The organism is Streptomyces sp. NPDC029674, from assembly GCF_044903205.1.
GTDB lineage: Bacteria > Actinomycetota > Actinomycetes > Streptomycetales > Streptomycetaceae > Streptomyces.
Genome location: NZ_JBJDPY010000010.1, coordinates 75,668 through 99,902 on the forward strand (window position 1 = coordinate 75,668; position 24,235 = coordinate 99,902).

Consider the following 24,235-nt stretch of genomic DNA (forward strand, 5'->3'; position numbering starts at 1 on the left):
ATTGCCTTCATTGAAAAGCAGACGGCTGCGGGTACCCGTGAAGGACACCCGCAGCCGTCCTGTGTTCTACAGGTATTGACCGGTGTTGGCCACCGTGTCGATGGAGCGTCCGGTGTCTGCGCCCTGCTTTCCGGTGACGAGGGTTCGGATGTACACGATCCGCTCGCCCTTCTTTCCGGAGATCCTGGCCCAGTCGTCGGGGTTGGTGGTGTTGGGCAGGTCCTCGTTCTCCTTGAACTCGTCGATGCAAGCCTGGAGGAGGTGGGCGACCCTGATGCCCTTCTGGTTCGCTTCGAGGAAGGCCTTGATGGCCATCTTCTTGGCGCGGCCCACGATGTTTTCGATCATGGCGCCGGAGTTGAAGTCCTTGAAGTAGAGGACTTCCTTGTCGCCGTTGGCGTACGTCACCTCGAGGAAGCGGTTCTCCTCGGATTCGGCGTACATCTGCTCGACGACGGATTGGATCATGCCCTGGACGGTGGTGCGCCGGTCGGCGCTGTGTTCGGCCAGGTCGTCGGCGTGCAGGGGGAGCCGTTCGGTGAGGTACTTGGCGAAGATGTCCTTCGCCGCTTCGGCGTCCGGGCGCTCGATCTTGATTTTGACGTCGAGTCGTCCGGGCCGCAGGATCGCGGGGTCGATCATGTCCTCGCGGTTGGAGGCGCCGATGACGATGACGTTCTCCAGGCCTTCGACGCCGTCGATCTCGGCGAGCAGCTGGGGGACGATGGTGTTCTCCACGTCCGAGCTGACGCCGGATCCGCGGGTGCGGAAGAGGGATTCCATCTCGTCGAAGAAGACGATGACGGGGGTGCCCTCGCTCGCCTTCTCGCGGGCTCGCTGGAAGACCAGGCGGATGTGGCGCTCGGTCTCGCCGACGTACTTGTTGAGGAGTTCGGGGCCCTTGATGTTGAGGAAGTAGCTCTTCCCCGCGGGCTGTCCGGTGACCTCGGCGACCTTCTTGGCAAGGGAGTTGGCGACGGCTTTCGCGATCAGCGTCTTGCCGCAGCCGGGGGGCCCGTAGAGCAGCACGCCCTTGGGCGGCCGCAGTTCGTGCTCCTTGAAGAGGTCGGGGTAGAGGTAGGGGAGCTCGACGGCGTCCCGGATCATCTCGATCTGGCCGCCGAGGCCGCCGATCTTCTCGTAGCTGATGTCGGGGACTTCTTCGAGGACGAGCTCTTCGACCTCGCTCTTGGGGATGACTTCGTAGACGTAGCCGGAGCGGGGTTCGAGCAGGAGGGCGTCGCCCGGGCGGATGGTGACGTCGAGGAGGGGTTCGGCGAGCCGTACCACTCGTTCTTCGTCGGTGTGTCCGACCACCAGGGCTCGATCGCCGTCCTCGAGGATTTCCTTGAGGGTGACGATGTCGCCGACGCTCTCGAACTCCATGGCCTCGACCACGTTGAGCGCTTCGTTGAGCATTACTTCCTGGCCGCGCCTGAGCTCTTCGAGCTCCACGCTCGGGCTGACGTTCACCCGGAGCTTGCGGCCCCCGGTGAAGATGTCCGCCGTGCCGTCCTCGTTCGCCACGAGGAAGACTCCGAAGCCGGCCGGTGGCTGTGCGAGCCGGTCGACTTCCTCCTTGAGGGCCACGATCTGGTCGCGGGCCTCACGGAGCGTGTTGGCGAGCCGCTCGTTCTGTGCGGATACGCCGGCCAGGTTGGTCTGCAGCTCGACGATCCGCTCTTCGAGAATCCTCGTATGACGCGGAGAGTCGGCGAGCTTGCGTCGCAGGACGGCGATTTCCTGCTCGAGATAGGCAACCTGACCGGCGGGGTCTTCAGACCCTCGCCCCGGCCGGATGCCGCGGTTGATGTCGTCGTCGTGGGCTGCCACGGTCCTCACCTCCTCCAAGGGGAGCTGGACGCTTCCAGACCCTACCTGGGTGGGTGTCGATTGAAACCCCTAGATCACAAAGACGATGGGGGTGTGTCCGATCTTCACCCTTGCGCTCTCCCTCACACCAGGGGAATACCCACCCAACAACATCGGAAAGCGGGCGGTTGTATCGTCGAACTGTTCAACACCCGTCAGGGCTGGCCCGACTTGCTGTATTTTCGGGTCGCCCGGCGCAGCGACCGGCAGGAGAGATGACCGTGCGGCACGAGGCCGAGACCGGCAGTGAGGGCGATTCGCTGGAGGTCTGGATCGATCAGGACCTCTGTACCGGGGACGGTATCTGTGCGCAGTACGCGCCCGAGGTGTTCGAGCTGGACATTGATGGTCTGGCTTATGTGAAGAGCGGCGACGACGAGCTGTTGCAGGCTCCTGGGGCGACAACGCCCGTGCCGTTGCCGCTTCTCAACGATGTGGTGGATTCGGCCAAGGAGTGTCCGGGCGACTGCATCCATGTGCGTCGTGTCGCGGACGGTGTCGAGGTGTACGGGCCGGAGGCGGCTTGATCCGGTGCCTGCCGGGGCGTCAGACGCTGCGCGCCTCGGCGGGTGCGGTCCGTTGGAACGTGCCGTCCTTCCATTGCCACTTGGCCTTGTCCTGTTCGTCGGGGCAGCAGCGGGGCACGTCGGGCGAGGAGTAGCCGAGCAGGGTGGCGGTGACGGTGCCGTCACGCAGGGCGAGGTCGCTGACGGTGAGCCGGTCCTTGGGGTCGACGAGTGTCGCGACGACGCGGGGTTTGCCCGTGGCCGGCCTGGTGATCACATAGATGCCGTCGGGTGGGGTGCCTGATCCGGCGCGGCAGTGCACGACGGCCACGGTTTCGGGTCGGCCGTCGCCGTCGAGGTCGCCGGTGGTCTTCTTTTTGACGGCGGGTTGCACGGGGCCGCAGGTGATCGGGAAGTCGACGGAGGCCGGGTCGGGCGCGGGGGCGGGTGCCGGGGCGGCCGCGGCGGCTCTGGGGTGCGGCTTGTGGCCTGTCTGTGCGGCGGTGGCGTCGTCGGGCTGGAGGACGGCCGAGGCGGTGACGACGGCGGCGAGTGCGGCCGCGGTGGCGAGCCAGTGGATGGGGCGGGTGGTGGTGTGTGCCAGTTCCGGGACGGCGGGGTGCTGCACTAGGAAGTGTCTCCTGTGAGGGCTGTGCCGGCGGGGGGTGGCCAGCATCGTGCCATACGTCACAGTGGGGTGGAACACCGGGGGTCAACGAAACGGCGCCGCCGCCGAGTTCCCTGGTCGGTCAGGGAACTCGGCGGCGGCGCCTGTTCTTTGGGCGGGTCCTGGCGCGCGGGTCAGCGCGGGGCGCCGCCGTCGGCGTTCGGGCCGGAGTAGTCCTCGCCGTATGCGCCCTTGGCGGGGCGGCGGCGGCGCATGGGGGGTTCCACGCCGTCCGCGAGGCGGCGGGCGGTGAGGAGGAAGCCGGTGTGCCCGATCATGCGGTGGTCGGGGCGGACGGCGAGGCCTTCGATGTGCCAGTTGCGGATCATCGATTCCCAGGCGGTCGGCTCGTTGAAGCCGCCGATCTCGCGGATGGACTCGACGGTCCTGGCGAGCTGGGTGGTGGTCGCGACGTAGCAGCAGAGGATGCCGCCGGGGACGAGTGCCTTGGAGACGGCTTCCAGGCATTCCCAGGGGGCGAGCATGTCGAGGATGACGCGGTCGACCTCGGTGTCGCTGAGGTTGTCCTGGAGGTCGCCGACGGTGAGCTGCCAGGCGGGGTGGGGGCCGCCGAAGTAGCGTTCCACGTTCTGCTGGGCGATCTCGGCGAAGTCCTCGCGGCGCTCGTAGGAGTGCAGCATTCCCTGGTCACCGATGGCGCGCAGCAGGAAGCTGCTGAGCGAGCCCGAGCCCACGCCCGCTTCGACGACGCGGGCGCCGGGGAAGATGTCGGCGAAGGCCAGGATCTGCCCCGCGTCCTTGGGGTAGACCACGGCGGCGCCGCGGGGCATGGACAGGACGTAGTCGGGGAGCAGGGGTCGCAGCGCCAGGTAGGCGACGTTTCCCGTGGTTCGGACAACACTGCCCTCGGGAGCGCCGATCAGTTCGTCGTGGGGGAAGGAACCCTTGTGGGTGTGGAAGTTCTTCCCGGCCTCGAGCGTGAACGTGTAGTGGCGTCCCTTGGGGTCGGTGAGCTGGACCTGGTCCCCGACCTTGAAGGGCCCGCGACGGCGGGCGGCACCGGTCGGTTCGGACATGTGACCAGCCTACCGGCCGTGGCGGGAAGCTCGGACCACCGCTTGGGGAGGGCGGTGGTCAGGACGGTCTGGCCATGGCTTTGACGAAGGCGCGCTCGACGTCGCCGGCGGAGAGTACTCCGTAGATTTCGCCGGATTCCTCGACGACGAGGTATTCGGTGGCGGGGGTGGCCCGGAGGGTGTCGAGGAGTTCTTCGCCGGCGAGCTCGGCGGAGATGCGCATGCCTTCGGTGATGTCCTGGGCGAGGCCGCCGACGCCGACCCAGGGGCGGCGGTGCTGGGGTACGGAGACGATGGCGGCTTCGCGGACGACGGCCATGGGGTCGCCGTCGGCGTCGACGACGACGAGGGCTCGGGCGCCGGCGTCGTTGGCTCTGCGGAGTGCTTCGGAGAGGGGGGTGTCGCTTTCGACGGGGACGGCGCGGCGGGTGAGGGTGCGGGCGCGGAGTTCGGGCAGGTGTTCGCGCAGTCGGGCCATGCGGAGGCTGTTTCCGGCGCCGGTCCAGATGATGGCGGCGAGGATCGCGGCGAGCAGGGCGTCGGTGACGGTGTTCATGCCGCCGATGTCCTCGGGTTCGCCGCCGAGGGCGCCGGACTGGTTGAGGAGGGGGAGGCCGATGAGGACGGAGATGGCGAGGGCGCGGCCGACCCAGGCGGCGGCGACGGTGCCGCTCATGGGTTTGCCGGTGATCTTCCAGACGACGGCGCGCAGCATGCGGCCGCCGTCGAGGGGCAGGCCGGGGAGGAGGTTGAAGGCGGCGACGATGAGGTTGGAGATCATCAGTCCGGCGAGCAGGACGCCGGGGACGGTGCCGGGTTCAACGAGGCGCATGGCTCCGTAGAAGACGCCGGAGAGGATGAGGGAGAGGAGTGGGCCGACGAAGGCGAGGACGAATTCGCGGCCGGGGGTCTCGGACTCCTTCTCGATCTCGGAGACGCCGCCGAAGAACTGCAGCTGGATGCGGCGGACGGGGAGTTTGAAGCGGAGGGCGGCGACGGTGTGGGCGAGTTCGTGGACGAGTACGGAGGCGTAGAAGGCGACCGCGAAGAAGAGGGAGACGAGGTAGCGGGCGCCGCCGAGTTCGGGCAGGACGCGGTCGAGCTGGCCGCCGAAGACCCAGGTGATGAGGGCGGCGACGAGGAACCAGCTGGGTGCGACGTAGACGGGGACGCCGAAGGGCTTGCCCATGAGCAGTCCGCCGCCGGGTCCCTTCTGTGCCTTGGGGGGCACCGGGGTCCCCTTGCTGGAGGGTGGCGTGGGTGGGGTGCTGGGGCGCTGTGGCTCGGTGGGCCGCTCTTCGCGTGGTGTCTTGGTGAGGGACGTGCCGGTCCCGTCGTGCCGGGGTTGTTCCGGCTCGTGGGCCGTGCCCGGGTCCGTGTCCGTGCCGACCGGGCGCGTCGGCTCCGGGGGGCCGGCCGCGCCGTGCGCGTCTTTCGGGTGCTGCGGGTCTTTGTGCCGCAGCCCTTCGGTGCCGTCGGACTGCGGCCCGCCGCTCTCGCCGCTCTCGTCCACGATGTCCCCTCGTTCGAAGCGTCCCTCGCCCCGGTATGGCGCGGTTACCCGCACGATCATGCAGGGTGAGAGGGTTCGTCGTCGATGGTATGCGGCTGTTGTCAGTGGTGGGTCGTAGGGTCTGTCCTCATGGAAACCAGCACCGACGGTGCCGCGGCGGCCGTGCGCCCGGCGTCTTTGTCGCCCTCGCGCGCGGGCGATTTCATGCAGTGTCCGCTGCTGTACCGGTTCCGGGTGATCGACAAGCTGCCCGAGAAGCCGAGTGAGGCGGCGACCCGGGGCACTCTGGTGCACGCGGTCCTGGAGCGGCTCTTCGACGCTCCGGCGGGTGAGCGCACGGCGCCGCGCGCCAAGTCGCTCATTCCGGGGCAGTGGGACCGGCTGCGGGAGGCGAAGCCGGAGCTGACGGAGTTGTTCGCGGACGATCCCGAGGGCGAGCGGATGGCGCGCTGGCTGTCCGACGCCGAGAAGCTCGTGGAGCGCTGGTTCACGCTGGAGGACCCGACACGTCTGGAGCCCGCGGAGCGGGAGCTGTTCGTGCAGGCCGAGCTGGAGTCGGGTCTGAAGCTGCGCGGGATCATCGACCGCGTGGACGTGGCCCCCTCGGGCGATGTCCGCATCGTGGACTACAAGACGGGCAAGGCCCCGCGTCCCGAGTACGCGGAGGGCGCGCTGTTCCAGATGAAGTTCTACGCCTTGGTGGTGTGGCGTCTGAAGGGTGTGGTGCCGCGCCGCCTCCAGCTCGTCTATCTGGGCAGCGGTGACGTGATCACGTATGACCCGGTGGTGGCGGATCTGGAGCGGGTGGAGCGGAAGCTGCTCGCGCTGTGGGAGGCGATCGAGCTGGCGACGGAGACCGGGGAGTGGCGGCCGCGGCCGACCAAATTGTGCGGTTGGTGCGATCACCAGGCGGTATGTCCTGAGTTCGGTGGGACTCCCCCGCCGTATCCGCTTCCTGTGAGGGCGCCCGAGTCCGCGGTGGGCGAGCAGGGCAGAATGGGCGCGGGCTAGCTGAAGGAGAGACACGTGGCCATCCGCGTCCTACTGGTCGATGACCAGCCGCTGTTGCGCACCGGGTTCCGGATGATTCTGGAGGCCGAGCAGGACATCGCGGTCGTCGGCGAGGCCGGAGACGGCCTGCAGGCTCTCGACCAGGTGCGGGCGCTGCAGCCCGATGTGGTTCTGATGGACATCCGCATGCCGCGGATGGACGGTGTCGAGGCGACCCGGCAGATCACCGGGCCCGGCCGGGACGGTCCGGCGAAGGTGCTGGTCCTGACGACGTTCGATCTCGATGAGTACGTGGTGGAGGCGCTGCGCGCGGGTGCCAGCGGGTTCCTGCTCAAGGATGCCCCGGCGAACGAGCTGGTGCAGGCGATCCGGGTGGTGGCGGCGGGCGAGGCGATGCTCGCGCCGAGCATCACGCGCCGGCTGCTCGACAAGTACTCCGCGCATCTGCCGTCCGGTGACGAGCCGGTGCCGGACACGCTGCACACGCTCACCGAGCGTGAGGTGGAGGTCCTGAAGCTGGTCGCGCGCGGCTTGTCGAACGCGGAGATCGCGGCGGACCTGTTCGTCAGCGAGACGACGGTGAAGACGCATGTCGGCCATGTGCTGACGAAGCTGGGCCTGCGTGACCGGGTGCAGGCCGCGGTGTACGCGTACGAGAGCGGTCTGGTGCGCCCCGGCGCGCAGTGACGGGACGCTGAGAACAACGGCGAAGGTGGCCGTCCCCGTGTGGGGGCGGCCACCTTCGTCGTGGCGTCTGGGGTGACTCGGGTCAGCCCTTGCTGATCTCCCAGAAGCGGAAGACCGTCGACGCGTCGAGGCAGGACTCCAGGCCGTAGACGCTGTCGCGGACGACGGCGTACTGCTTGGCCTGCCATACCGGCAGGACGGGCAGCTGGTCGGCGACGATGTCCTGGAGCTGGCCGTACTGCTTGTCGGTCTTGGTCCGGTCGCTCTCCGTCGCGGTGCCCGGGATGATCTTCCCGGTGATGGTGCTGTTCTCGAAGTGGTTGCCGAGGACGTTGCCCTTGCCGAAGAACGGCTGGGTGAAGTTGTCCGGGTCCGGGTAGTCGGGCACCCAGCCCTTGACGTAGACGCCGTACTTGCCGGCCTCGATGTCCTTCTCGTACTGGTCGAACTCGACGGACTTCACATCGGCGTCGAAGAGGCCGGACGCGTTGAGCTGCTTGGCGATGGCCCGCAGCTCCTGGTCGGTGGCCGGGCCGTAGCGCGAAGGCGTCGACCAGAGGGTGAGCTTGACCTTGCCGTTGATGCCGTCGGAGCGCAGGGCGGCGGCGGCCTTGGCGCGCTGGGGGCGGGCGCCGTAGGTGTCGAAGAAGGCGGTGTTGTGGCCGCCGATGCCCGCGGGGACGATCGAGTACAGCGGGGTGGCGGTGCCCTGGTAGACCTCTTCGACCAGGGCGTCCCGGTCCAGGAGGTATGCCATGGCCTTGCGCACGCCGAGCTTGCCGGCGACCGGGTCCTTCATGTTGAAGACCAGGTGCTGCACCTCGGCGCTGGTGCCTTCGACGATGTCGACGTCCTGGCCGTCCTTGGAGGTGTCGCGCTCGATGTCCGCGATGTCCGCGGCGGCGAGGCCTCGGTAGGCGAGGTCGATCTCGTCGTCCAGGAGCGCCTTCTTCAGGCCCTTCTGGTCGCCGTGGAAGAACTTGATGGCCACGCCCTCGTTCTTCACCTTGGCGGTGCCCTCGTAGCTGGAGTTGACGGAGAAGACCGCCTGCTCCTTGTCGAACGAGTCGAGCTTGTACGGTCCGGAGCCGACGGCCTTGCCGTCCTCGCGCAGCGCGTTCATGTCGTACTCGCGGTGGTCCACGATCGAGCCCGCGCCGGAAGCGATCTTGCTGGGGAACGTCGCGTCGGAGTACTTCAGCTTGAAGACGACGGTCTTGGCGTCCGGTGCCTGTACCCGGTCGAGCATCGGGAACATGATCGCCGGGCCGTCGCCGTCGTTGATCTTCCGCATGCGGTCGAAGGAGAACTTGACGTCCTTCGAGGTGAGCGCGTTGCCGTTGCTGAACTTCAGGCCGTCACGCAGCTCGCACTTGAAGACCTTCGCCTCCGTGTCCGTGAAGCCGCAGCTCTCGGCGGCCTCCGGTTCGGGCTCGGTGGCGCCCTTGGGGAAGCTCAGGAGTGACTGGAAGACGTTGTTGAACAGGAGCCAGGACCCGGGGTCGTAGCCGGACGCGGGGTCGGTGGCGAGGACGTCGTCGGACATCCCCATGACGACCGCGTCGCCCGTGTCCCCCGCGCCGCCCGATTCCGTGCCACAGCCGGTCAGCAGGGCGGCGGCGAGCCCTCCCGAGAGGGGAAGGGCCAGCCACTGGTTACGACATTTCACTTACGTGCCTTTGGTGTTGTGGTCGTTCGCTGGAACTGGAGGTGCCCGCCAGGAGCGGATGGTCAGCCGCTGACGCCGCGGCTGAGCTCCCACAGCTGGAGGTTGGACGAGGAGTTGAGGGCCCACTCGACACCCGTGATGTCGTCGCGTGCCGCGATGTACTGCTTGCCCTGCCAGAGCGGGAGCACCGGGACGTCCTCGGCGACGATGTCCTGGATCTTGCGGATGCTCTTGGAGGCGGCGAGCCGGTCGGCCTCTCGGCGGGACGTCGGGATCAGCTGGTCGTTGATCGTGTCGTTCACGTACGGCGAGCCGAGGAAGTTGTCCTTGTCGAGGAACGGCGCGAGGAAGTTGTCGGCGTCCGGGAAGTCGGGGAACCAGCCCATGCCGTAAGCGGCGTACTTGCCGTCACGCTCGGCCGCGCGGAAGGTGTTCCACGGCACGCCCTTGATCGACACGTCGAACAGTCCGGAGTCGTTCAGCTGCTTGCGCAGCAGCTCGAACTCCTTCTTGGTGCCGGGACCGTAGTGGTCGGTGGTGTAGTGCAGCGTCATCTTCACCGGGGTGGAGATGTTCGCCTTGTTCAGCAGGGCGCGGGCCTTGGCCGGGCTGGGGTTGTTGTACTTGTTGAAGAACGAGTTGGCGTGTCCGGTGATGGTGGACGGCACCAGCGAGTACAGCGGTTCGGCCGTGGAGCCGTACACCGAGGAGGCCAGCGCGCCGCGGTCGACGAGCTGCGCCACGGCCTGGCGGACGGCCTTGGTCTTGGCCGTGGGGGCGTCGGTGTTGAAGGCGAGGTAGCGGATCTCCAGACCCTGCATCTCGACCAGGTCGATCTTCTTGTCGGAGGCTCCGTCGAGCTTCTTGACCTGTTCCGGGGACATGGTGCGCGTCATCAGGTCGATGTCGCCGTCCTCCAGGGCCTTGCCCATGGTTTCGGTGTCGGCGAAGTTGCGGAGCTCCACCTTGTCGCTCTGGACCTTGAACGCGCCCTTGTAGTGGGGGTTCTTGGTGAACACCGTCTTGACCAGGCGGTCGTTCTCGACTTCCTGCTTGGCGGTGTACGGGCCCGAGCCGTCCACCTCGAAGCCGTTGCGCAGCTTGTTCTTGCTGTAGTGGTCCTTGCTGATGATGCCCGCGGTCGGCGTGGCCAGCTTGAACGGGAACGTGGCGTCCGGGGTCTTGAGGTGGAAGACGATGTCGCGGTCGCCCTGGACCTCGATCTCGTCGACGTTCGCCACCAGGCCGTCCGAGCCGCTGGGGTCCTTGATCTTGATGTCGCGGACCCGCTCGATGGAGAACTTCACATCGGCGGCCGTCAGGGGCTCGCCGTCGGAGAACGTCAGCCCCTTGCGGAGGGTGCAGGCGTAGCGCTCGTTGCCCGTGTCGGTGAAGCCGCACTGCTCGGCTGCTTCGGGCTGCGGGTCGCCGCCGCCGCGCGGCATGGCCATCAGCGTCTGGACGGTCTGGCGCAGGATGTTCCAGGAACCGGCGTCGTAGGCGTACGCCGGGTCGAAGGGCGCCGGCACCTCCTTGGAGATGGCGAACGTGTCCGTGGTGCCGGCGGTGACCGGCTTGTCGCCGTCTCCGCCGTCCGAACCACCGCACGCGGCGAGCGCGGGGGCGAGCAGACCAATGACAGCCGGCAGCACCAAAGTCTTGCGGTTCATGCTCGACGTTCTCCAGAGCTCTTGAATCCCGTGAATCCCGCAACGCGGGGTGTGGGTTGGTGGGGCACGGGGGGTGGGGCGATGTTCTCGCGACGAGATTAGTCCGCACCAGACGGGCGTCGGAGGGCGCATGAACCCCGTATCAATCACGCTGCGAAACCGGGCGTGGACACACTGATAACCCGACACCGGAAGGTTTCGTGCACGCTCCCACCAATCGGGACACAACGTCACGTCACACGGCACCCCGGAGGGGCCCAGTGCATACGTCGGCTCCGCTGTCGAGCCCCGCTGGAGTGGGAAACGTCACAGGCCCTGCGGGGCTTCGGCGGGGGCTGTCAGAGGGTCATCAGGCCTTGCAGGAAAGGCAGGTTGACGTGTTCGAGGGACGGAACGACGGTGCGGCCCGCGGCGGCGAGGATGGGCGCGACCGAGGGGACGGCCACCACCCGGCAGCCGGCGGCCTCGGCGGCGGCGACGCCGGTCGCGGTGTCCTCGATGACGGCGCATCTCGCGGGGTCCGCGCCGAGCCCGCGGGCCGCGAGGAGGTAGGGGTCGGGGTGCGGCTTGGTGCGGGCCACCTCGTCGCCTGCCACGGTGAGTTCGAAGTGGTGGGCGCCGACCGAGTCGAGGACGCGGTCGATGATGCGCCGGTGCGAGGCGGAGACCAGGGCCATCGGCACGCCGTGCGCGCCGAGTTCGGCGAGCAGGCGGGCGGCGCCCGGCATCAGCGGCAGGGAGCGGCTGATGCGCGCCTCGAAGCGGTCGTTGAGCAGCACGGTGAGCTCGGCGATGGTGATGTCGGCGCCGGTGGCCTCGATGAGGAAGCCGGCGCTGCGCGTCATGGGGCCGCCGACGACGACGTCGCGCCAGGCCTCGTCGAGGGTGTGCCCGAGGGAGGCGAAGACCTCGGCCTCGGCGTCCCACCAGAAGCCCTCGGTGTCCACGAGGGTTCCGTCCATGTCGAGCAGCACGCCCTGGAGCGCGGAGCCTTCGGCCGTTCGGGTGCCGAGCGCGGGAACCGTACTGGTCATGCGACCACACCTTCCTCGAGGGACGAGAAGGCCGGTCGCCTCCTTCTTGCGGGAAGGCAACCGGCCTGCACTGGACCGACCAGTGTACGACTGCGCCGGATCAGCGCGCGTTGAAATATTTCGCCTCGGGGTGGTGGATGACGATCGCGTCGGTGGACTGCTCGGGGTGGAGCTGGAACTCCTCGGACAGCTGGACGCCGATCCGCTCCGGCTCGAGGAGCTCGGCGATCTTCGCGCGGTCCTCCAGGTCGGGGCAGGCGCCGTAGCCGAGCGAGAAGCGCGCGCCGCGGTACTTCAGGGAGAACATGTCCTCCACGTCGGCGGGGTCCTCGCCCGCGAAGCCGAGCTCGGCGCGCACCCGGGCGTGCCAGTACTCGGCGAGGGCCTCGGCCAACTGGACGGAGAGGCCGTGGAGTTCGAGGTAGTCGCGGTAGGAGTCGGCGGCGAACAGCTTGGCGGTCTCCTCGCCGATCTTCGAGCCGACGGTGACCACCTGCAGCCCGACGACGTCGGTCTCGCCGGACTCCTCCGGGCGGAAGAAGTCCGCCAGGCACAGGCGGCGGCCGCGGCGCTGGCGCGGGAAGGTGAAGCGGGTGCGCTCCGACCCGTCCTCGTTGAGGAGGATCAGGTCGTCGCCCTTGGAGACGCACGGGAAGTAGCCGTACACGACGGCCGCCTCCAGCATGTTCTTGGTGTGCAGCTCGTCCAGCCAGCCGCGCAGGCGGGGGCGGCCCTCGCTCTCGACCAGTTCCTCGTACGAGGGTCCGTCGCCGGTGCGGGCCTGCTTGAGGCCCCACTGGCCCTTGAAGAGGGCGCCTTCGTCCAGCCAGGAGGCGTACTCCTTGAGCTGGATGCCCTTGACCACCCGGGTGCCCCAGAACGGCGGGGTGGGCACCGGGTTGTCGGTGGCCACGTCGGAGCGGGCGGGCTGCTCCTCCTCGGTGACCTCCAGGACGGCGGCGGTGGCCTTGGTGGGCACGCGGCGCTGCTTGAGTTCCGGGAGGGTGGCGCCGGGCACGCCGCGCTTGACCGCGATGAGGGCGTCCATGAGGCGCAGGCCCTCGAAGGCGTCGCGGGCGTAGCGCACTTCGCCCTCGTAGATCTCGTGCAGGTCCTGCTCGACGTAGGCGCGGGTGAGGGCGGCGCCGCCGAGGATGACGGGGAAGTCGGCGGCCATCTTGCGCTGGTTGAGCTCCTCCAGGTTCTCCTTCATGATCACCGTGGATTTGACCAGCAGGCCGGACATGCCGATCACGTCGGCCTTGTGCTCGGCGGCCGCGTCGAGGATGGCGGCGACGGGCTGCTTGATGCCGAGGTTGACGACGTTGTAGCCGTTGTTGGAGAGGATGATGTCGACGAGGTTCTTGCCGATGTCGTGCACGTCGCCGCGGACGGTGGCCAGGACGATGGTGCCCTTGCCCTCGGCGCCCTCGACCTTCTCCATGTGCGGCTCGAGGTGGGCGACGGCGGTCTTCATCACCTCGGCGGACTGGAGCACGAAGGGCAGCTGCATCTGGCCGGAGCCGAAGAGCTCGCCGACGACCTTCATGCCCTCAAGGAGGGTGTTGTTGACGATGTCCAGGGCGGGTGTGTCCTGGAGGGCTTCGTCGAGGTCGGCTTCCAGGCCGTTCTTCTCGCCGTCGATGATGCGGCGCTGGAGGCGCTCGTTCAGCGGCAGCGCCAGGAGTTCCTCGGCCTTGCCGGCCTTCATGGACTTCGTCGAGACGCCTTCGAAGAGCTCCATGAGCTTCTGCAGCGGGTCGTAGCCCTCGGCGCGGCGGTCGTGGATGAGGTCGAGGGCGGTGGTGACCTGCTCGTCGTCGAAGCGGGCGATCGGCAGGATCTTCGAGGCGTGCACGATCGCCGAGTCCAGGCCGGCCTTGACGCACTCGTCGAGGAAGACGGAGTTGAGCAGGACGCGGGCGGCCGGGTTGAGGCCGAAGGAGATGTTGGACAGGCCCAGCGTGGTCTGCACGTCCGGGTGTCGCTTCTTCAGCTCGCGGATCGCCTCGATGGTGGCGATGCCGTCCTTGCGGGACTCTTCCTGGCCGGTGCAGATGGTGAAGGTGAGGGTGTCGATGAGGATGTCGGCCTCGTGGATGCCCCAGTTGCCGGTCAGGTCCTCGATCAGGCGCTCGGCGATGGCGACCTTGTGCTCGACGGTGCGGGCCTGGCCCTCTTCGTCGATGGTCAGCGCGATCAGCGCCGCTCCGTGCTCCTTGGCGAGCGCGGTGACCTTCGCGAAGCGCGACTCGGGGCCGTCGCCGTCCTCGTAGTTGACGGAGTTGATGACGGCCCGGCCGCCCAGCTTCTCCAGCCCGGCCTGCAGGACGGGGAGTTCGGTGGAGTCGAGGACGATGGGCAGGGTGGAGGCGGTCGCGAAGCGGCCGGCCAGCTCGGCCATGTCGGCGACGCCGTCGCGGCCCACGTAGTCGACGCACAGGTCGAGCATGTGGGCGCCCTCACGGATCTGGTCGCGGGCCATCTCCACGCAGTCGTCCCAGCGTCCCTCCAGCATGGCCTCGCGGAACTTCTTCGACCCGTTCGCGTTCGTCCGCTCCCCGATCGCCATGTAGGCGGTGTCCTGCCGGAACGGCACGGTCTGGTAGAGGGAGGCGGCGCCCGGCTCCGGGCGCGGGTCGCGCGGCGGTGTCTCGAGGCCTCGTACGCGCTCCACGACCTGGCGCAGGTGCTCCGGCGTCGTACCGCAGCAGCCGCCGACCAGGGAGAGGCCGTAGTCGCGGACGAAGGCCTCCTGCGCGTCGGCCAGCTCGGGCGCGGTCAGGGGGTAGTGGGCGCCGTCCTTGCCCAGGACCGGCAGGCCCGCGTTGGGCATGCAGGAGATCGGGACGCGGGAGTGGCGGGCGAGGTAGCGCAGGTGCTCGCTCATCTCGGCAGGGCCTGTGGCGCAGTTCAGGCCGATCATGTCGATGCCCAGCGGCTCCAGGGCGGTCAGCGCGGCGCCGATCTCCGAGCCGAGGAGCATGGTGCCGGTCGTCTCGACGGTGACCGAGCAGATCAGCGGGAGGTTCGCGCCGGTGGCGTCCATGGCGCGGCGGGCGCCGAGGATGGCGGCCTTGGTCTGCAGGAGGTCCTGGGTGGTCTCCACCAGGAGCGCGTCGGCGCCGCCGGCGATCATGCCTTCGGCGTTCGTCTGGTAGGCGTCGCGCAGGACGGTGTACGGGGCGTGGCCGAGGGTGGGCAGCTTGGTGCCGGGGCCCATGGAGCCGAGCACCCAGCGCTGCTGTCCGGTGGAGGCGGTGAACTCGTCGGCGACCTCGCGGGCGATGCGGACGCCCGCCTCGGACAGCTCGAAGTTGCGGTCGGCGATGTCGTACTCGCTGAGCGCGGCGAAGTTCGCGCCGAAGGTGTTGGTCTCCACGCAGTCCACGCCGACCGCGAAGTACTCCTCGTGCACCGCGCGCACGATGTCGGGGCGGGTGACGTTCAGGATCTCGTTGCAGCCTTCGAGCTGCTGGAAGTCGTCCAGCGTGGGGTCCTGCGCCTGGAGCATGGTGCCCATCGCGCCGTCGGCCACGACCACGCGGGTGGCGAGGGCCTCGCGGAGGGCGTCGGCTCGGGTCCTGCTCTCGGACGAAACAGGCTTGGGCTGCGACGACGGGGTAGGCAACGAGGCCATGAAAGAGCTCCCTGGAGTGCGACGGCTGTCGGCTTTGCGCCTTCTGGCTGGAGGGCGCACTCGGTCAGGGTAGCCGGGACCAAGGTCTCTTTGTGAAGGAGTCCACAACACGGACGGGTGGGACGGGCTTGGCCGGTTCAGGTGCTTGACACGGTGAGTGGCGGCAACACGTGCTGTCCGCGCATTAGCGAGAGGTCGACAACGACCGATAGTGTTCAGCATTGTCGAACGTCGAGTTGGTGCAAGGGGACGGAGGTCGGGGCTGCGATGGCACGCAACATCCAGTCGCTCGAAAGGGCCGCGGCGATGCTGCGACTGCTCGCGGGCGGCGAGCGACGGCTCGGCCTCTCGGAGATCGCCTCCTCCCTCGACCTGGCCAAGGGTACGGCGCACGGCATCCTGCGCACGCTGCAGGCGGAGGGCTTCGTCGAGCAGGACTCCGCGTCGGGCCGCTACCAGCTGGGCGCCGAGCTGCTGCGCCTGGGCAACAGCTACCTGGACGTGCACGAGCTGCGGGCCCGCGCCCTGGTGTGGACCGACGACCTGGCCCGCTCCAGCGGCGAGAGCGTCCACCTGGGGGTCCTGCACCAGCAGGGCGTGCTCATCGTCCACCACGTCTTCCGGCCCGACGACAGCCGCCAGGTCCTGGAGGTGGGGGCCATGCAGCCGCTGCACTCCACGGCGCTGGGCAAGGTCCTCTCCGCGTACGACCCGGTCGCGCACAACGAAGCCGTCGAGGCGGAGCGCCAGACCTTCACCGCGCGCACGGTGGCCGACGCCGAGGGCTTCGAGGGCGTCCTCGATCTCACGCGCGCGCGTGGGTACGCGGCGGACGTCGAGGAGACCTGGGAGGGCATCGCCTCCGTCGCCGCTCCCATCCACGACCGGCGGCGCATGCCGGTCGGCGCGGTCGGCGTCACCGGCGCCGTGGAGCGTGTCTGCAAGGACGGGGAGCTGCGGCCCGAGCTGATCGCCGCCGTGCGGGACTGCGCGCGTGCCGTGTCGCGGGATCTGGGCGCCGGGCGCTTCTGAGCCCCGCCCCCGCCGGCCCGCCGGCCCGCGCGGGCTGCTCACAGGCCACTCCTGGGCCGGTCCCGGCTGCGCGATCACCGATAACCGGGAACGATCAATAACGATCGTGTTTTCAATAACAGAACCCTTGACGGGTGAGTAACCCCGGGGTGAGACTCGCGTCCATCGGTCGGCATTGTCGAACACCTACCGGCATTACGCGCTAGAGTGTGACAAGGCCAAGGGCCGGCAACGACCTCACCTGAGGTCGCGGACCACCGGAGGGACCCGGGGTTCGCCTTCCCCTGGACGAAGGACAAAGGAGTCGCGGGTGTCCAGCTCCGACATCTTCATCGGCGAGACCATCGGTACCGCCGTGCTCATCCTGCTCGGCGGTGGCGTGTGCGCCGCCGTCACGCTCAAGCGCTCAAAGGCCAAGGACGCCGGCTGGCTCGCCATCACCTTCGGGTGGGGCTTCGCCGTACTGACCGGTGCCTACCTCGCGGGCGGCGTCTCCGGCGCGCACCTCAACCCGGCGGTCACGCTCGGCCTCGCCGTCGAGGGCGGCACCAAGTGGAGCGACGTACCGCTCTACCTCGGCTCGCAGCTGCTCGGCGCGATGATCGGCGCCTTCCTGGTGTGGGTCACCTACATGGGCCAGTTCAAGGCCCACCTGACCGACCCGGAGATCCTCGCGGCGCAGCCGGTGGAAGAGGGCATGGTCGACCAGAAGGCCGCCCCGGCCGCGGGCCCGGTGCTCGGCGTCTTCTCGACCGGACCCGAGATCCGTAACTACGTCCAGAACGTGCTCACGGAGATCATCGCCACGGTCGTCCTGGTCCTCGCCATCCTGACGCAGGGCCTCAACGACGGCGGCAACGGCCTCGGCACCCTCGGCGCCCTGATCACCGCGCTCGTCGTGGTCGGCATCGGCCTCTCCCTCGGCGGTCCCACGGGATACGCGATCAACCCGGTCCGTGACCTCGGTCCCCGCATCGTCCACTCCCTGCTCCCGCTGCCGAACAAGGGCAGCTCGGACTGGTCGTACGCCTGGGTGCCGATCGTCGGTCCGCTGATCGGCGGCGCCATCGCCGGCGGTCTCTACAACGTCGCTTTCAAGTAGGCGTTCAAGTAGACCCGCGCCGACGACCGATGACCGCCTAAGACGCTCGAGCCGTCAGAGAAAGAATTCTGGAGCACACCGTGACCGACGCACACACCGCAGGCCCCTTCATCGCGGCCATCGACCAGGGCACCACGTCCAGCCGCTGCATCGTCTTCGACAAGGACGGCCGGATCGTCTCCGTCGACCAGAAGGAGCACGAGCAGATCTTCCCGAAGCCGGGCTGGGTCGAGCACGACGCGACCGAGATCTGGACCAACGTCCAGGAAGTCGTCGCCGGAGCCGTCGCCAAGGCCGGGATCACCCGCGACGACATCAAGGCGATCGGCATCACCAACCAGCGTGAGACCACGCTGCTGTGGGACAAGAACACCGGCGAGCCGGTCCACAACGCCATCGTCTGGCAGGACACCCGCACCGACGCGCTCTGCAGAGAGCTCGGGCGCAACGTCGGCAAGGACCGCTTCCGCCGCGAGACCGGCCTCCCGCTGGCCTCCTACTTCGCCGGGCCCAAGGCCCGCTGGCTGCTCGACAACGTCGAGGGCCTGCGCGAGCGCGCCGAGGCGGGCGACATCCTCTTCGGCACCATGGACTCCTGGGTCATCTGGAACCTGACCGGCGGAGTCGACGGCGGCAAGCACGTCACCGACGTCACCAACGCCTCCCGCACCATGCTGATGAACCTGCACAAGATGCAGTGGGACGAGCGCATCTGCGACTCCATCGGCGTCCCCGCGCAGATGCTCCCCGAGATCCGCTCCTCCGCCGAGGTCTACGGCGAGGTCACCGGCGGACAGCTCGGCGACCTGCTCGGCGGCATCCCCGTCGCCTCCGCGCTCGGCGACCAGCAGGCGGCCCTGTTCGGCCAGACCTGCTTCGACGAGGGCGAGGCCAAGTCCACCTACGGCACCGGCACCTTCATGCTGATGAACACCGGTGACAAGGCCATCAACTCCTACTCCGGGCTGCTGACCACGGTCGGCTACCAGATCGGCGACCAGAAGCCGGTCTACGCCCTGGAGGGCTCCATCGCCGTCACCGGTTCGCTGGTGCAGTGGATGCGGGACCAGATGGGCCTGATCAACTCCGCCGCCGAGATCGAGACGCTCGCGTCGTCGGTCGAGGACAACGGCGGCGCCTACTTCGTACCGGCCTTCTCCGGCCTCTTCGCCCCGTACTGGCGCTCCGACGCCCGCGGTGTGATCGCCGGTCTGACCCGGTACGTCACCAAGGCGCACATCGCGCGCGCCGTCCTGGAGGCCACGGCCTGGCAGACCCGTGAGATCACCGACGCCATGACGAAGGACTCCGGCGTCGAGCTCGCGGCCCTCAAGGTCGACGGCGGCATGACCTCCAACAACCTGCTGATGCAGACCCTCTCGGACTTCCTCGACGCGCCGGTGGTGCGCCCGATGGTGGCCGAGACGACCTGCCTCGGTGCCGCCTACGCCGCCGGTCTCGCCGTCGGCTTCTGGTCCTCGACCGACGAGCTGCGCGCCAACTGGCGGCGGGCCGCGGAGTGGACCCCCCACATGGACGCGGGCACCCGCGACCGTGAGTACAAGAGCTGGCTCAAGGCCGTCGAGCGGTCCATGGGTTGGCTCGATGAGAGTGGCGAGGAGTAAGACATGACCACCCTGCAGAGCGTCCCTGCCCTCGGGACGCATCCGGCTACCGGTTCACGTGCTGCTTTTGGAGTGGCGAGCCGCGCCGAGACCCGGGAGCAGCTTTCCAAGGCGACGTACGACCTCCTGGTGATCGGCGGCGGAATTCTGGGCATCTCCACCGCCTGGCATGCCGCGCAGTCGGGACTGCGGGTGGCCCTGGTGGACGCCGGTGACTTCGCCGGCGCCACCTCCTCCGCCTCCTCCAAGCTGCTCCACGGCGGTCTGCGCTACCTGCAGACCGGCGCGGTGAAGCTGGTCGCGGAGAACCACTTCGAGCGTCGCGCGGTGTCCCGTCAGGTGGCCCCCCACCTGGCGAACCCGCTCACCTTCTACCTGCCCGTCTACAAGGGCGGCCCGCACGGCGCGGCCAAGCTCGGCGCGGGCGTCTTCGCCTACTCGGCGCTGTCCGCGTTCGGCGACGGCGTCGGCCACCTGCTTTCGCCGTCGAAGGCCGCGCAGGACGTGCCGGAGCTGCGCACGGACAACCTGAAGGCCGTCGCGGTCTACGGCGACGACCAGATGAACGACTCCCGCATGGCCCTGATGACGGTCCGCGCGGCCGTCGAGGCCGGTGCCGCCGTCCTCAACCACGCCGAGGTCACCGGCCTGCGCTTCACCGGGGGCCGGGTCACCGGCGCCGAGCTCAAGGACCGCATGAGGGGCGACGAGTTCGGGGTCAACGCCCGCCTGGTCCTGAACGCGACCGGCCCCTGGGTCGACCACCTGCGCAAGATGGAGAACCCGGACGCGTCGCCCTCCATCCGCCTCTCCAAGGGCGCGCACCTGGTCCTCAAGCGCACCGCCCCCTGGAAGGCCGCGCTGGCGACCCCGATCGACAAGTACCGCATCACGTTCGCTCTTCCCTGGGAGGACATGCTGCTGCTCGGCACCACGGACGAGGAGTTCGAGGGCGACCCGGCGGACGTCAGGGTCACCGAGGCGGACACCGCCCAGATCCTGGACGAGGCCGCGTTCTCCATCCGCGACCAGCAGCTGTCGCGCGACCTGATCACGTACTCCTTCGCGGGTCTGCGCGTCCTGCCCGGCGGCCCCGGCGACACCTCCAAGGCCAAGCGCGAGACGGTCGTCACCGAGGGCACCGGCGGCATGCTGTCGGTGGCCGGCGGCAAGTGGACGACGTTCCGCCACATCGGCCGTACGGTGATGAAGAAGCTGGAGTCGCTGCCGGGGCACCCGCTCGGCGACGACTACGAGCCGATCTCCGAGCTGCCGAAGAAGCTGCCGCTGCCCGGCATCGCCAACCCGCGTGCCGTCGCCCACCGCCTCCTCGTGGACGGTCCGGCGCCCGGCCCGCGCATGGCCGCCGACACGGCCAAGCACCTGGCGACGCACTACGGCTCGCTCTCCTTCGACATCGCCCGCCTCGCGAACGAGAACCCGGAGCTCGCCGAGCGCGTCCACCCGGACGCCCCGGAGATCTGGGCCCAGGTCGTCTACGCCCGCGACAACGAGTGGGCCGAGACGGCGGACGACGTGCTGCGCCGCCGTACGACGCTGACGATCCGCGGCCTGGCCACGGACGAGGTGCGCGGCAAGGTCGAGGACCTGTTGAAGAAGAAGGACTGACGGTTCATCGGCAGTAGGTACTGACGGTTCATCGGGCCAGTAGGTACCGGTGTGTAAGGGGCGGCCTCCCTGGAGGCCGCCCCTTACGCGTCCACGCACTGGGACACCCTGTGGCAGGCCGGGGACGGGAGTTACGATCCCGAGAACCACCCGCTGACCTGCCCTGGAGTGACCATGACTCTCCTGACGACCTGGCCGGAGGCCGGACCCGAGACCGTCGTCCGCCGCACTTCGGAGCCTGCGGAGATCGCCGCCGCGCTCGCTCCGATAGGCGTGCGCTACGAACAGTGGCCGGTGCGCGAGGACGTGCCGGCCGACGCCGACAGCGACACCGTCTTCGCCGCGTACCGCGCGGAGATCGACAAGCTCAACGCCGAGGAAGGCTTCCGGACCGTCGACGTGGTGGCGCTGCACCCGCCGGCCGGTGACGACCCGGAGTGGCCCGCGAAGGCGAGGGCCGCCCGGCAGAAGTTCCTGGCCGAGCACACGCACGACGACGATGACGAGGTGCGTTTCTTCGTCGCGGGCGCCGGGATCTTCTACCTCCACGTGGGCGGCGAGGTGCACGCCGTGTACTGCGAGAAGGGCGACCTGCTCGGGGTGCCGCGCGGCACCACGCACTGGTTCGACATGGGCACCTCCCCCGCGTTCACGGCGATCCGCTTCTTCCACGAGGAGGACGGCTGGATCGGCAACTTCACCGGCAGCCCGATCGCGGACCGCTTCCCCGACTTCGACGAGATCCACGCGGGGTACGCCGCGTGACGGATCAGAACCTGTACGGCGTGGACGCCGTCGTCCTCGACATCGAGGGCACCACGAGCGCCACGGGGTTCGTGGTGGACGTGCTGTACCCGTACGCGCGCGAGCGGTTCGGCGAGCTGCTCGCCTCGCGGGGCGGCGAGCCCGAGGTGGCGCGGGCCGTCGCGCAAGTGCGGGCCGAGATCGGCGAGCCGGACGCCGACGCCGGGCGCGTGGAGAAGGTGCTCGGCGAGTGGGTCGACGCCGACCGCAAGGCGACTCCTCTGAAGACGCTCCAGGGTGTCCTGTGGGCGGAGGGCTTCGCGCGCGGGGAGCTCGTGTCGCACTTCTACCCGGACGTCATCCCGGTGCTGCGGCGCTGGCACGCGGACGGGGTGCGGCTGTACGTGTACTCGTCGGGTTCGGTGGCGGCGCAGCGGGCGTGGTTCGCGCACTCCGCGGAGGGCGATCTGCTGGGGCTCGTCAGCGGCCTGTACGACACCGAGAACGCGGGGCCCAAGCAGGAGGCGGACTCCTACCGGACCATCGCCTCGGACACCGGGGTCGCCCCGGGGCGGCTGCTCTTCCTCTCCGACCGGCCCGGCGAGCTGGACGCGGCACGGGCCGCGGGCTGGCGGACGGTCGGCGTGCGCCGGGCCGGGGAGCCGTACGCCGACGCCGACTTCGGCGACCACACCCGGGTCTCGGCCTTCTCCGAGATCCCCCCTCTTGCCGCCACCCCTCCTGACGCCGGGAGCAGTTCATGACCGCCGAGACGACCGACGAGACCACCGCGTCCGCCGTGGAGCTGGAGGAGGCCGGGGCCGTGCTGGCCGCGGAGGCGGCGCGGTTCGCTTCGTTCGGCTGGATGCGGGGGACGTCCGGGAACCTGTCCCTGGTCCTGGCGCGGGACCCGCTCCGGCTCGCCGTCACGGCGAGCGGGCGGGACAAGGGTGAACTCACGCCGTCCGACGTGGTGTTGACGGACGGCGAGGGCGCGGCGGTCGGGCCCGGGCGGCCCTCCGCCGAGGCCGCCCTGCACGCGCGCGTGGTGCGGCTCACCGGCGCGGGCGCGGTGGTGCACGTCCACACGGTGGCGTCGGTGGTCATGGGGCAGCGCTCCCCCGCCGGGATCGCCTTCGAGAACCTGGAGATGCTGAAGGGGCTCGGGCATCCGACGCACGAGGTGTCGGTGACACTCCCGGTGATCGAGAACAGCCAGGACATGGCCGTGCTCGGCGACCGCCTTGAGGCCGCGCTCCGGCCGGGGATGCCGGCGGTGGTCGTCGCCGGGCACGGGATCTACGTATGGGGGGCGGACCCGCGCGAGGCACGGCATCGGGCAGAGGTCGTGGAGTGGCTCCTCGAGCTGGCGGCGGCGCGGGGCTGACCCCTCACGCCTCCGGCAGCTCCCCCGCCGACACCTCCCGCACGCCGCGCTCCGTGACCAGCGCCGACACCAGCGAACCCGGTGTCACGTCGAAGGCCGGATTGTGGCCGCGGGAGGCCTTGGGCGCCGTACGGACGCCTGCCCACTCCAACACCTCGTCCTCCCCCCGGAGTTCGATGTGGATCGCGTCTCCGGAGGGGGTGGAGAGGTCCACCGTCGTCGTGGGCGCCGCCACCACGAAGGGGATGCCCGCGTGAGCGCAGGCGAGGGCGATGCCGACCGTGCCGACCTTGTTGGCCGTGTCGCCGTTGGCCGCGACGCGGTCCGCCCCGACGATCGCCGCGTCGACCTCGCCGCGCAGGATCGTGCCCGCCGCCGCGCCGTCCGCCTGGACGTAGTGCGGGATGCCCTCCTGGGCGAGCTCCCAGGCCGTCAGGCGGGCGCCCTGGAGGAGGGGGCGCGTCTCGTCGGCGTACACCGTTTCCAGCCGTTCCCTGGCGTGGAGTTCGCGGATGACGCCGAGCGCCGTGCCCCAGCCGGCCGTGGCGAGGGCGCCGGTGTTGCAGTGGGTGAGGATCCGCAGCGGGCGGTCCGCGGCGGCGGGCACGCGGTCCAGGAGCCAGTCGGCGCCGTGCGCGCCCATCGCGTGGTTGGCGGCGAGGTCCTCCTCGACGATCGCGTCCGCCTCGGCGAGGACGGCGGGCGCCCCCTTGTCGATGAAGGGCCGCACGCGGTCCACGCACACCATCAGGTTCACCGCGGTGGGCCTGGCCTCCCGGATGCGGGCCACCTCGGCGTCCAGACGCGGGCGGTCCCAGCCCTCACGTCCGGCCTGCGCCATCGCGAGGGCGACCCCGTACGCGCCCGCGGCGCCGATCGCGGGCGCGCCGCGGACGACGAGCCGGACGATCGCGTCGACCAGGCCGTCGACCGTCGTGACGGCGAGGCGTTCCAGCGCGTGCGGCAGCGCGGTCTGGTCGATGAGGGAGACGGCCGGGCTGCCGTCCCCCGCGGCAGCCGTCCACGTCACGGCGCGCAGTTCCTGGCTGTTCATGGGCTCAACTCCGAGTGAAAAGGGGCGTTTCCGGCCATGGGAGGAGGGGTGTCGTCACCGTACCTGACGTGCTCGAACCACATTCCGAGACGTTCGTGCGGCTGTCCGAAAGCCGGTGTTACCCTCACCGCCACCCAGGACGGATCGATCCGATCCACGGTGTATCCACGTGTGAGGAGGACAGCCATGGCCGCGAATGCCGGCGTGATGTGCGGCTGCTCCGCCGTGTCCTGCGGCCGCCGAACGCGCTGTCGCCGCATGTGCTGTCGCCGCGTGTGCTGTCGCCGCTGTTGTCGCTGAGCGACACCGCTCCGGCACGTACGACTCTCCTGCCACCGCCCGGGCCGCTGCCGGGC

19 protein-coding genes are annotated in these 24,235 nt (G+C 69.4%); 10 read left to right on the top strand and 9 right to left on the bottom strand.

Translation table 11 applies throughout. The features are described 5' to 3' along the window. Positions 1-66: 66 nt before the first annotated feature. Positions 67-1,833, bottom strand: a complete 1,767-nt coding sequence (gene arc / locus ACI2L3_RS24125) for a proteasome ATPase (protein WP_362993692.1) — start codon at positions 1,831-1,833, stop codon at positions 67-69. 254 nt (positions 1,834-2,087) lie between these two features. Between arc and ACI2L3_RS24130 the strand changes: the two genes are divergently transcribed. Further along, a complete protein-coding gene (locus ACI2L3_RS24130; RefSeq protein ID WP_404754458.1) occupies positions 2,088-2,399 on the top strand; it encodes a ferredoxin in 312 nt (103 codons plus the stop codon). A 19-nt stretch (positions 2,400-2,418) separates the two neighbouring features. Here ACI2L3_RS24130 and ACI2L3_RS24135 read toward each other — a convergent pair whose 3' ends face one another. The 3 genes from ACI2L3_RS24135 to ACI2L3_RS24145 form a co-directional block, all read right to left on the bottom strand. Beyond that, positions 2,419-3,006: a hypothetical protein gene (locus ACI2L3_RS24135; RefSeq protein ID WP_404754459.1), complete on the bottom strand. Its 588-nt coding sequence runs from the start codon at positions 3,004-3,006 to the stop codon at positions 2,419-2,421. A gap of 173 nt (positions 3,007-3,179) precedes the next feature. Then, positions 3,180-4,082, bottom strand: coding sequence for a tRNA (adenine-N1)-methyltransferase (locus tag ACI2L3_RS24140; RefSeq protein ID WP_404754460.1), 903 nt, complete (start codon positions 4,080-4,082; stop codon positions 3,180-3,182). 58 nt (positions 4,083-4,140) lie between these two features. Continuing rightward, positions 4,141-5,595 carry a site-2 protease family protein gene (locus ACI2L3_RS24145; protein ID WP_404754461.1) on the bottom strand — a complete coding sequence of 485 codons (1,455 nt, stop codon included), beginning with the start codon at positions 5,593-5,595 and terminating at the stop codon, positions 4,141-4,143. Positions 5,596-5,724: 129 nt separating this feature from the next. Between ACI2L3_RS24145 and ACI2L3_RS24150 the strand changes: the two genes are divergently transcribed. Both ACI2L3_RS24150 and ACI2L3_RS24155 read left to right on the top strand, forming a co-directional pair. After that, positions 5,725-6,606, top strand: coding sequence for a RecB family exonuclease (locus ACI2L3_RS24150; protein WP_404754462.1), 882 nt, complete (start codon positions 5,725-5,727; stop codon positions 6,604-6,606). A 15-nt stretch (positions 6,607-6,621) separates the two neighbouring features. Then, positions 6,622-7,293 carry a response regulator transcription factor gene (locus ACI2L3_RS24155; protein WP_098241447.1) on the top strand — a complete coding sequence of 224 codons (672 nt, stop codon included), beginning with the start codon at positions 6,622-6,624 and terminating at the stop codon, positions 7,291-7,293. 82 nt (positions 7,294-7,375) lie between these two features. Here ACI2L3_RS24155 and ACI2L3_RS24160 read toward each other — a convergent pair whose 3' ends face one another. The 4 genes from ACI2L3_RS24160 to metH all read right to left on the bottom strand — a co-directional run bounded on the left by ACI2L3_RS24160 (position 7,376) and on the right by metH (position 15,306). Next, the gene (locus ACI2L3_RS24160; RefSeq protein WP_404754463.1) at positions 7,376-8,962 is read right to left on the bottom strand and encodes an ABC transporter substrate-binding protein; all 1,587 of its coding nucleotides are present in this window, start codon (positions 8,960-8,962) and stop codon (positions 7,376-7,378) included. A gap of 62 nt (positions 8,963-9,024) precedes the next feature. Next, positions 9,025-10,632, bottom strand: a complete 1,608-nt coding sequence (locus tag ACI2L3_RS24165) for an ABC transporter substrate-binding protein (protein ID WP_404754464.1) — start codon at positions 10,630-10,632, stop codon at positions 9,025-9,027. Positions 10,633-10,970: 338 nt separating this feature from the next. After that, a complete protein-coding gene (locus tag ACI2L3_RS24170; protein WP_404754465.1) occupies positions 10,971-11,666 on the bottom strand; it encodes an HAD family hydrolase in 696 nt (231 codons plus the stop codon). Between the two features lie 100 nt (positions 11,667-11,766). Next, on the bottom strand, positions 11,767-15,306 hold the full coding sequence (metH, locus tag ACI2L3_RS24175; RefSeq protein WP_404754466.1) for a methionine synthase: 3,540 nt from the start codon (positions 15,304-15,306) through the stop codon (positions 11,767-11,769). Positions 15,307-15,573: 267 nt separating this feature from the next. On the opposite strand from metH, the gene ACI2L3_RS24180 reads away from it, so the two are divergent. From ACI2L3_RS24180 to mtnB, 7 genes are all read left to right on the top strand, one after another. Continuing rightward, positions 15,574-16,338, top strand: coding sequence for an IclR family transcriptional regulator (locus ACI2L3_RS24180; protein ID WP_404754467.1), 765 nt, complete (start codon positions 15,574-15,576; stop codon positions 16,336-16,338). A gap of 310 nt (positions 16,339-16,648) precedes the next feature. Next, positions 16,649-17,440 (top strand): MIP/aquaporin family protein, encoded by a 792-nt coding sequence (locus ACI2L3_RS24185; protein ID WP_404754468.1) that lies wholly within the window; start codon positions 16,649-16,651, stop codon positions 17,438-17,440. An 80-nt stretch (positions 17,441-17,520) separates the two neighbouring features. Next, positions 17,521-19,065: a glycerol kinase GlpK gene (gene glpK / locus ACI2L3_RS24190; RefSeq protein WP_404754469.1), complete on the top strand. Its 1,545-nt coding sequence runs from the start codon at positions 17,521-17,523 to the stop codon at positions 19,063-19,065. A gap of 3 nt (positions 19,066-19,068) precedes the next feature. Beyond that, entirely contained in the window at positions 19,069-20,694 is a 1,626-nt protein-coding gene (locus tag ACI2L3_RS24195; RefSeq protein WP_404754470.1) for an FAD-dependent oxidoreductase, read from the top strand. A 174-nt stretch (positions 20,695-20,868) separates the two neighbouring features. Next, on the top strand, positions 20,869-21,459 hold the full coding sequence (locus tag ACI2L3_RS24200; protein WP_404754471.1) for a 1,2-dihydroxy-3-keto-5-methylthiopentene dioxygenase: 591 nt from the start codon (positions 20,869-20,871) through the stop codon (positions 21,457-21,459). Further along, entirely contained in the window at positions 21,456-22,202 is a 747-nt protein-coding gene (gene mtnC / locus ACI2L3_RS24205; RefSeq protein WP_404754472.1) for an acireductone synthase, read from the top strand. The genes ACI2L3_RS24200 and mtnC overlap by 4 nt, the downstream gene beginning before the upstream one ends. After that, positions 22,199-22,825, top strand: coding sequence for a methylthioribulose 1-phosphate dehydratase (gene mtnB, locus ACI2L3_RS24210; protein ID WP_404754473.1), 627 nt, complete (start codon positions 22,199-22,201; stop codon positions 22,823-22,825). Before mtnC ends, mtnB begins: the two co-directional genes overlap by 4 nt. Before the next feature lie 4 nt (positions 22,826-22,829). Here mtnB and mtnA read toward each other — a convergent pair whose 3' ends face one another. After that, complete coding sequence (mtnA, locus tag ACI2L3_RS24215) at positions 22,830-23,879, bottom strand: S-methyl-5-thioribose-1-phosphate isomerase (RefSeq protein ID WP_404754474.1); 1,050 nt, start codon at positions 23,877-23,879, stop codon at positions 22,830-22,832. Positions 23,880-24,235: the final 356 nt, after the last annotated feature.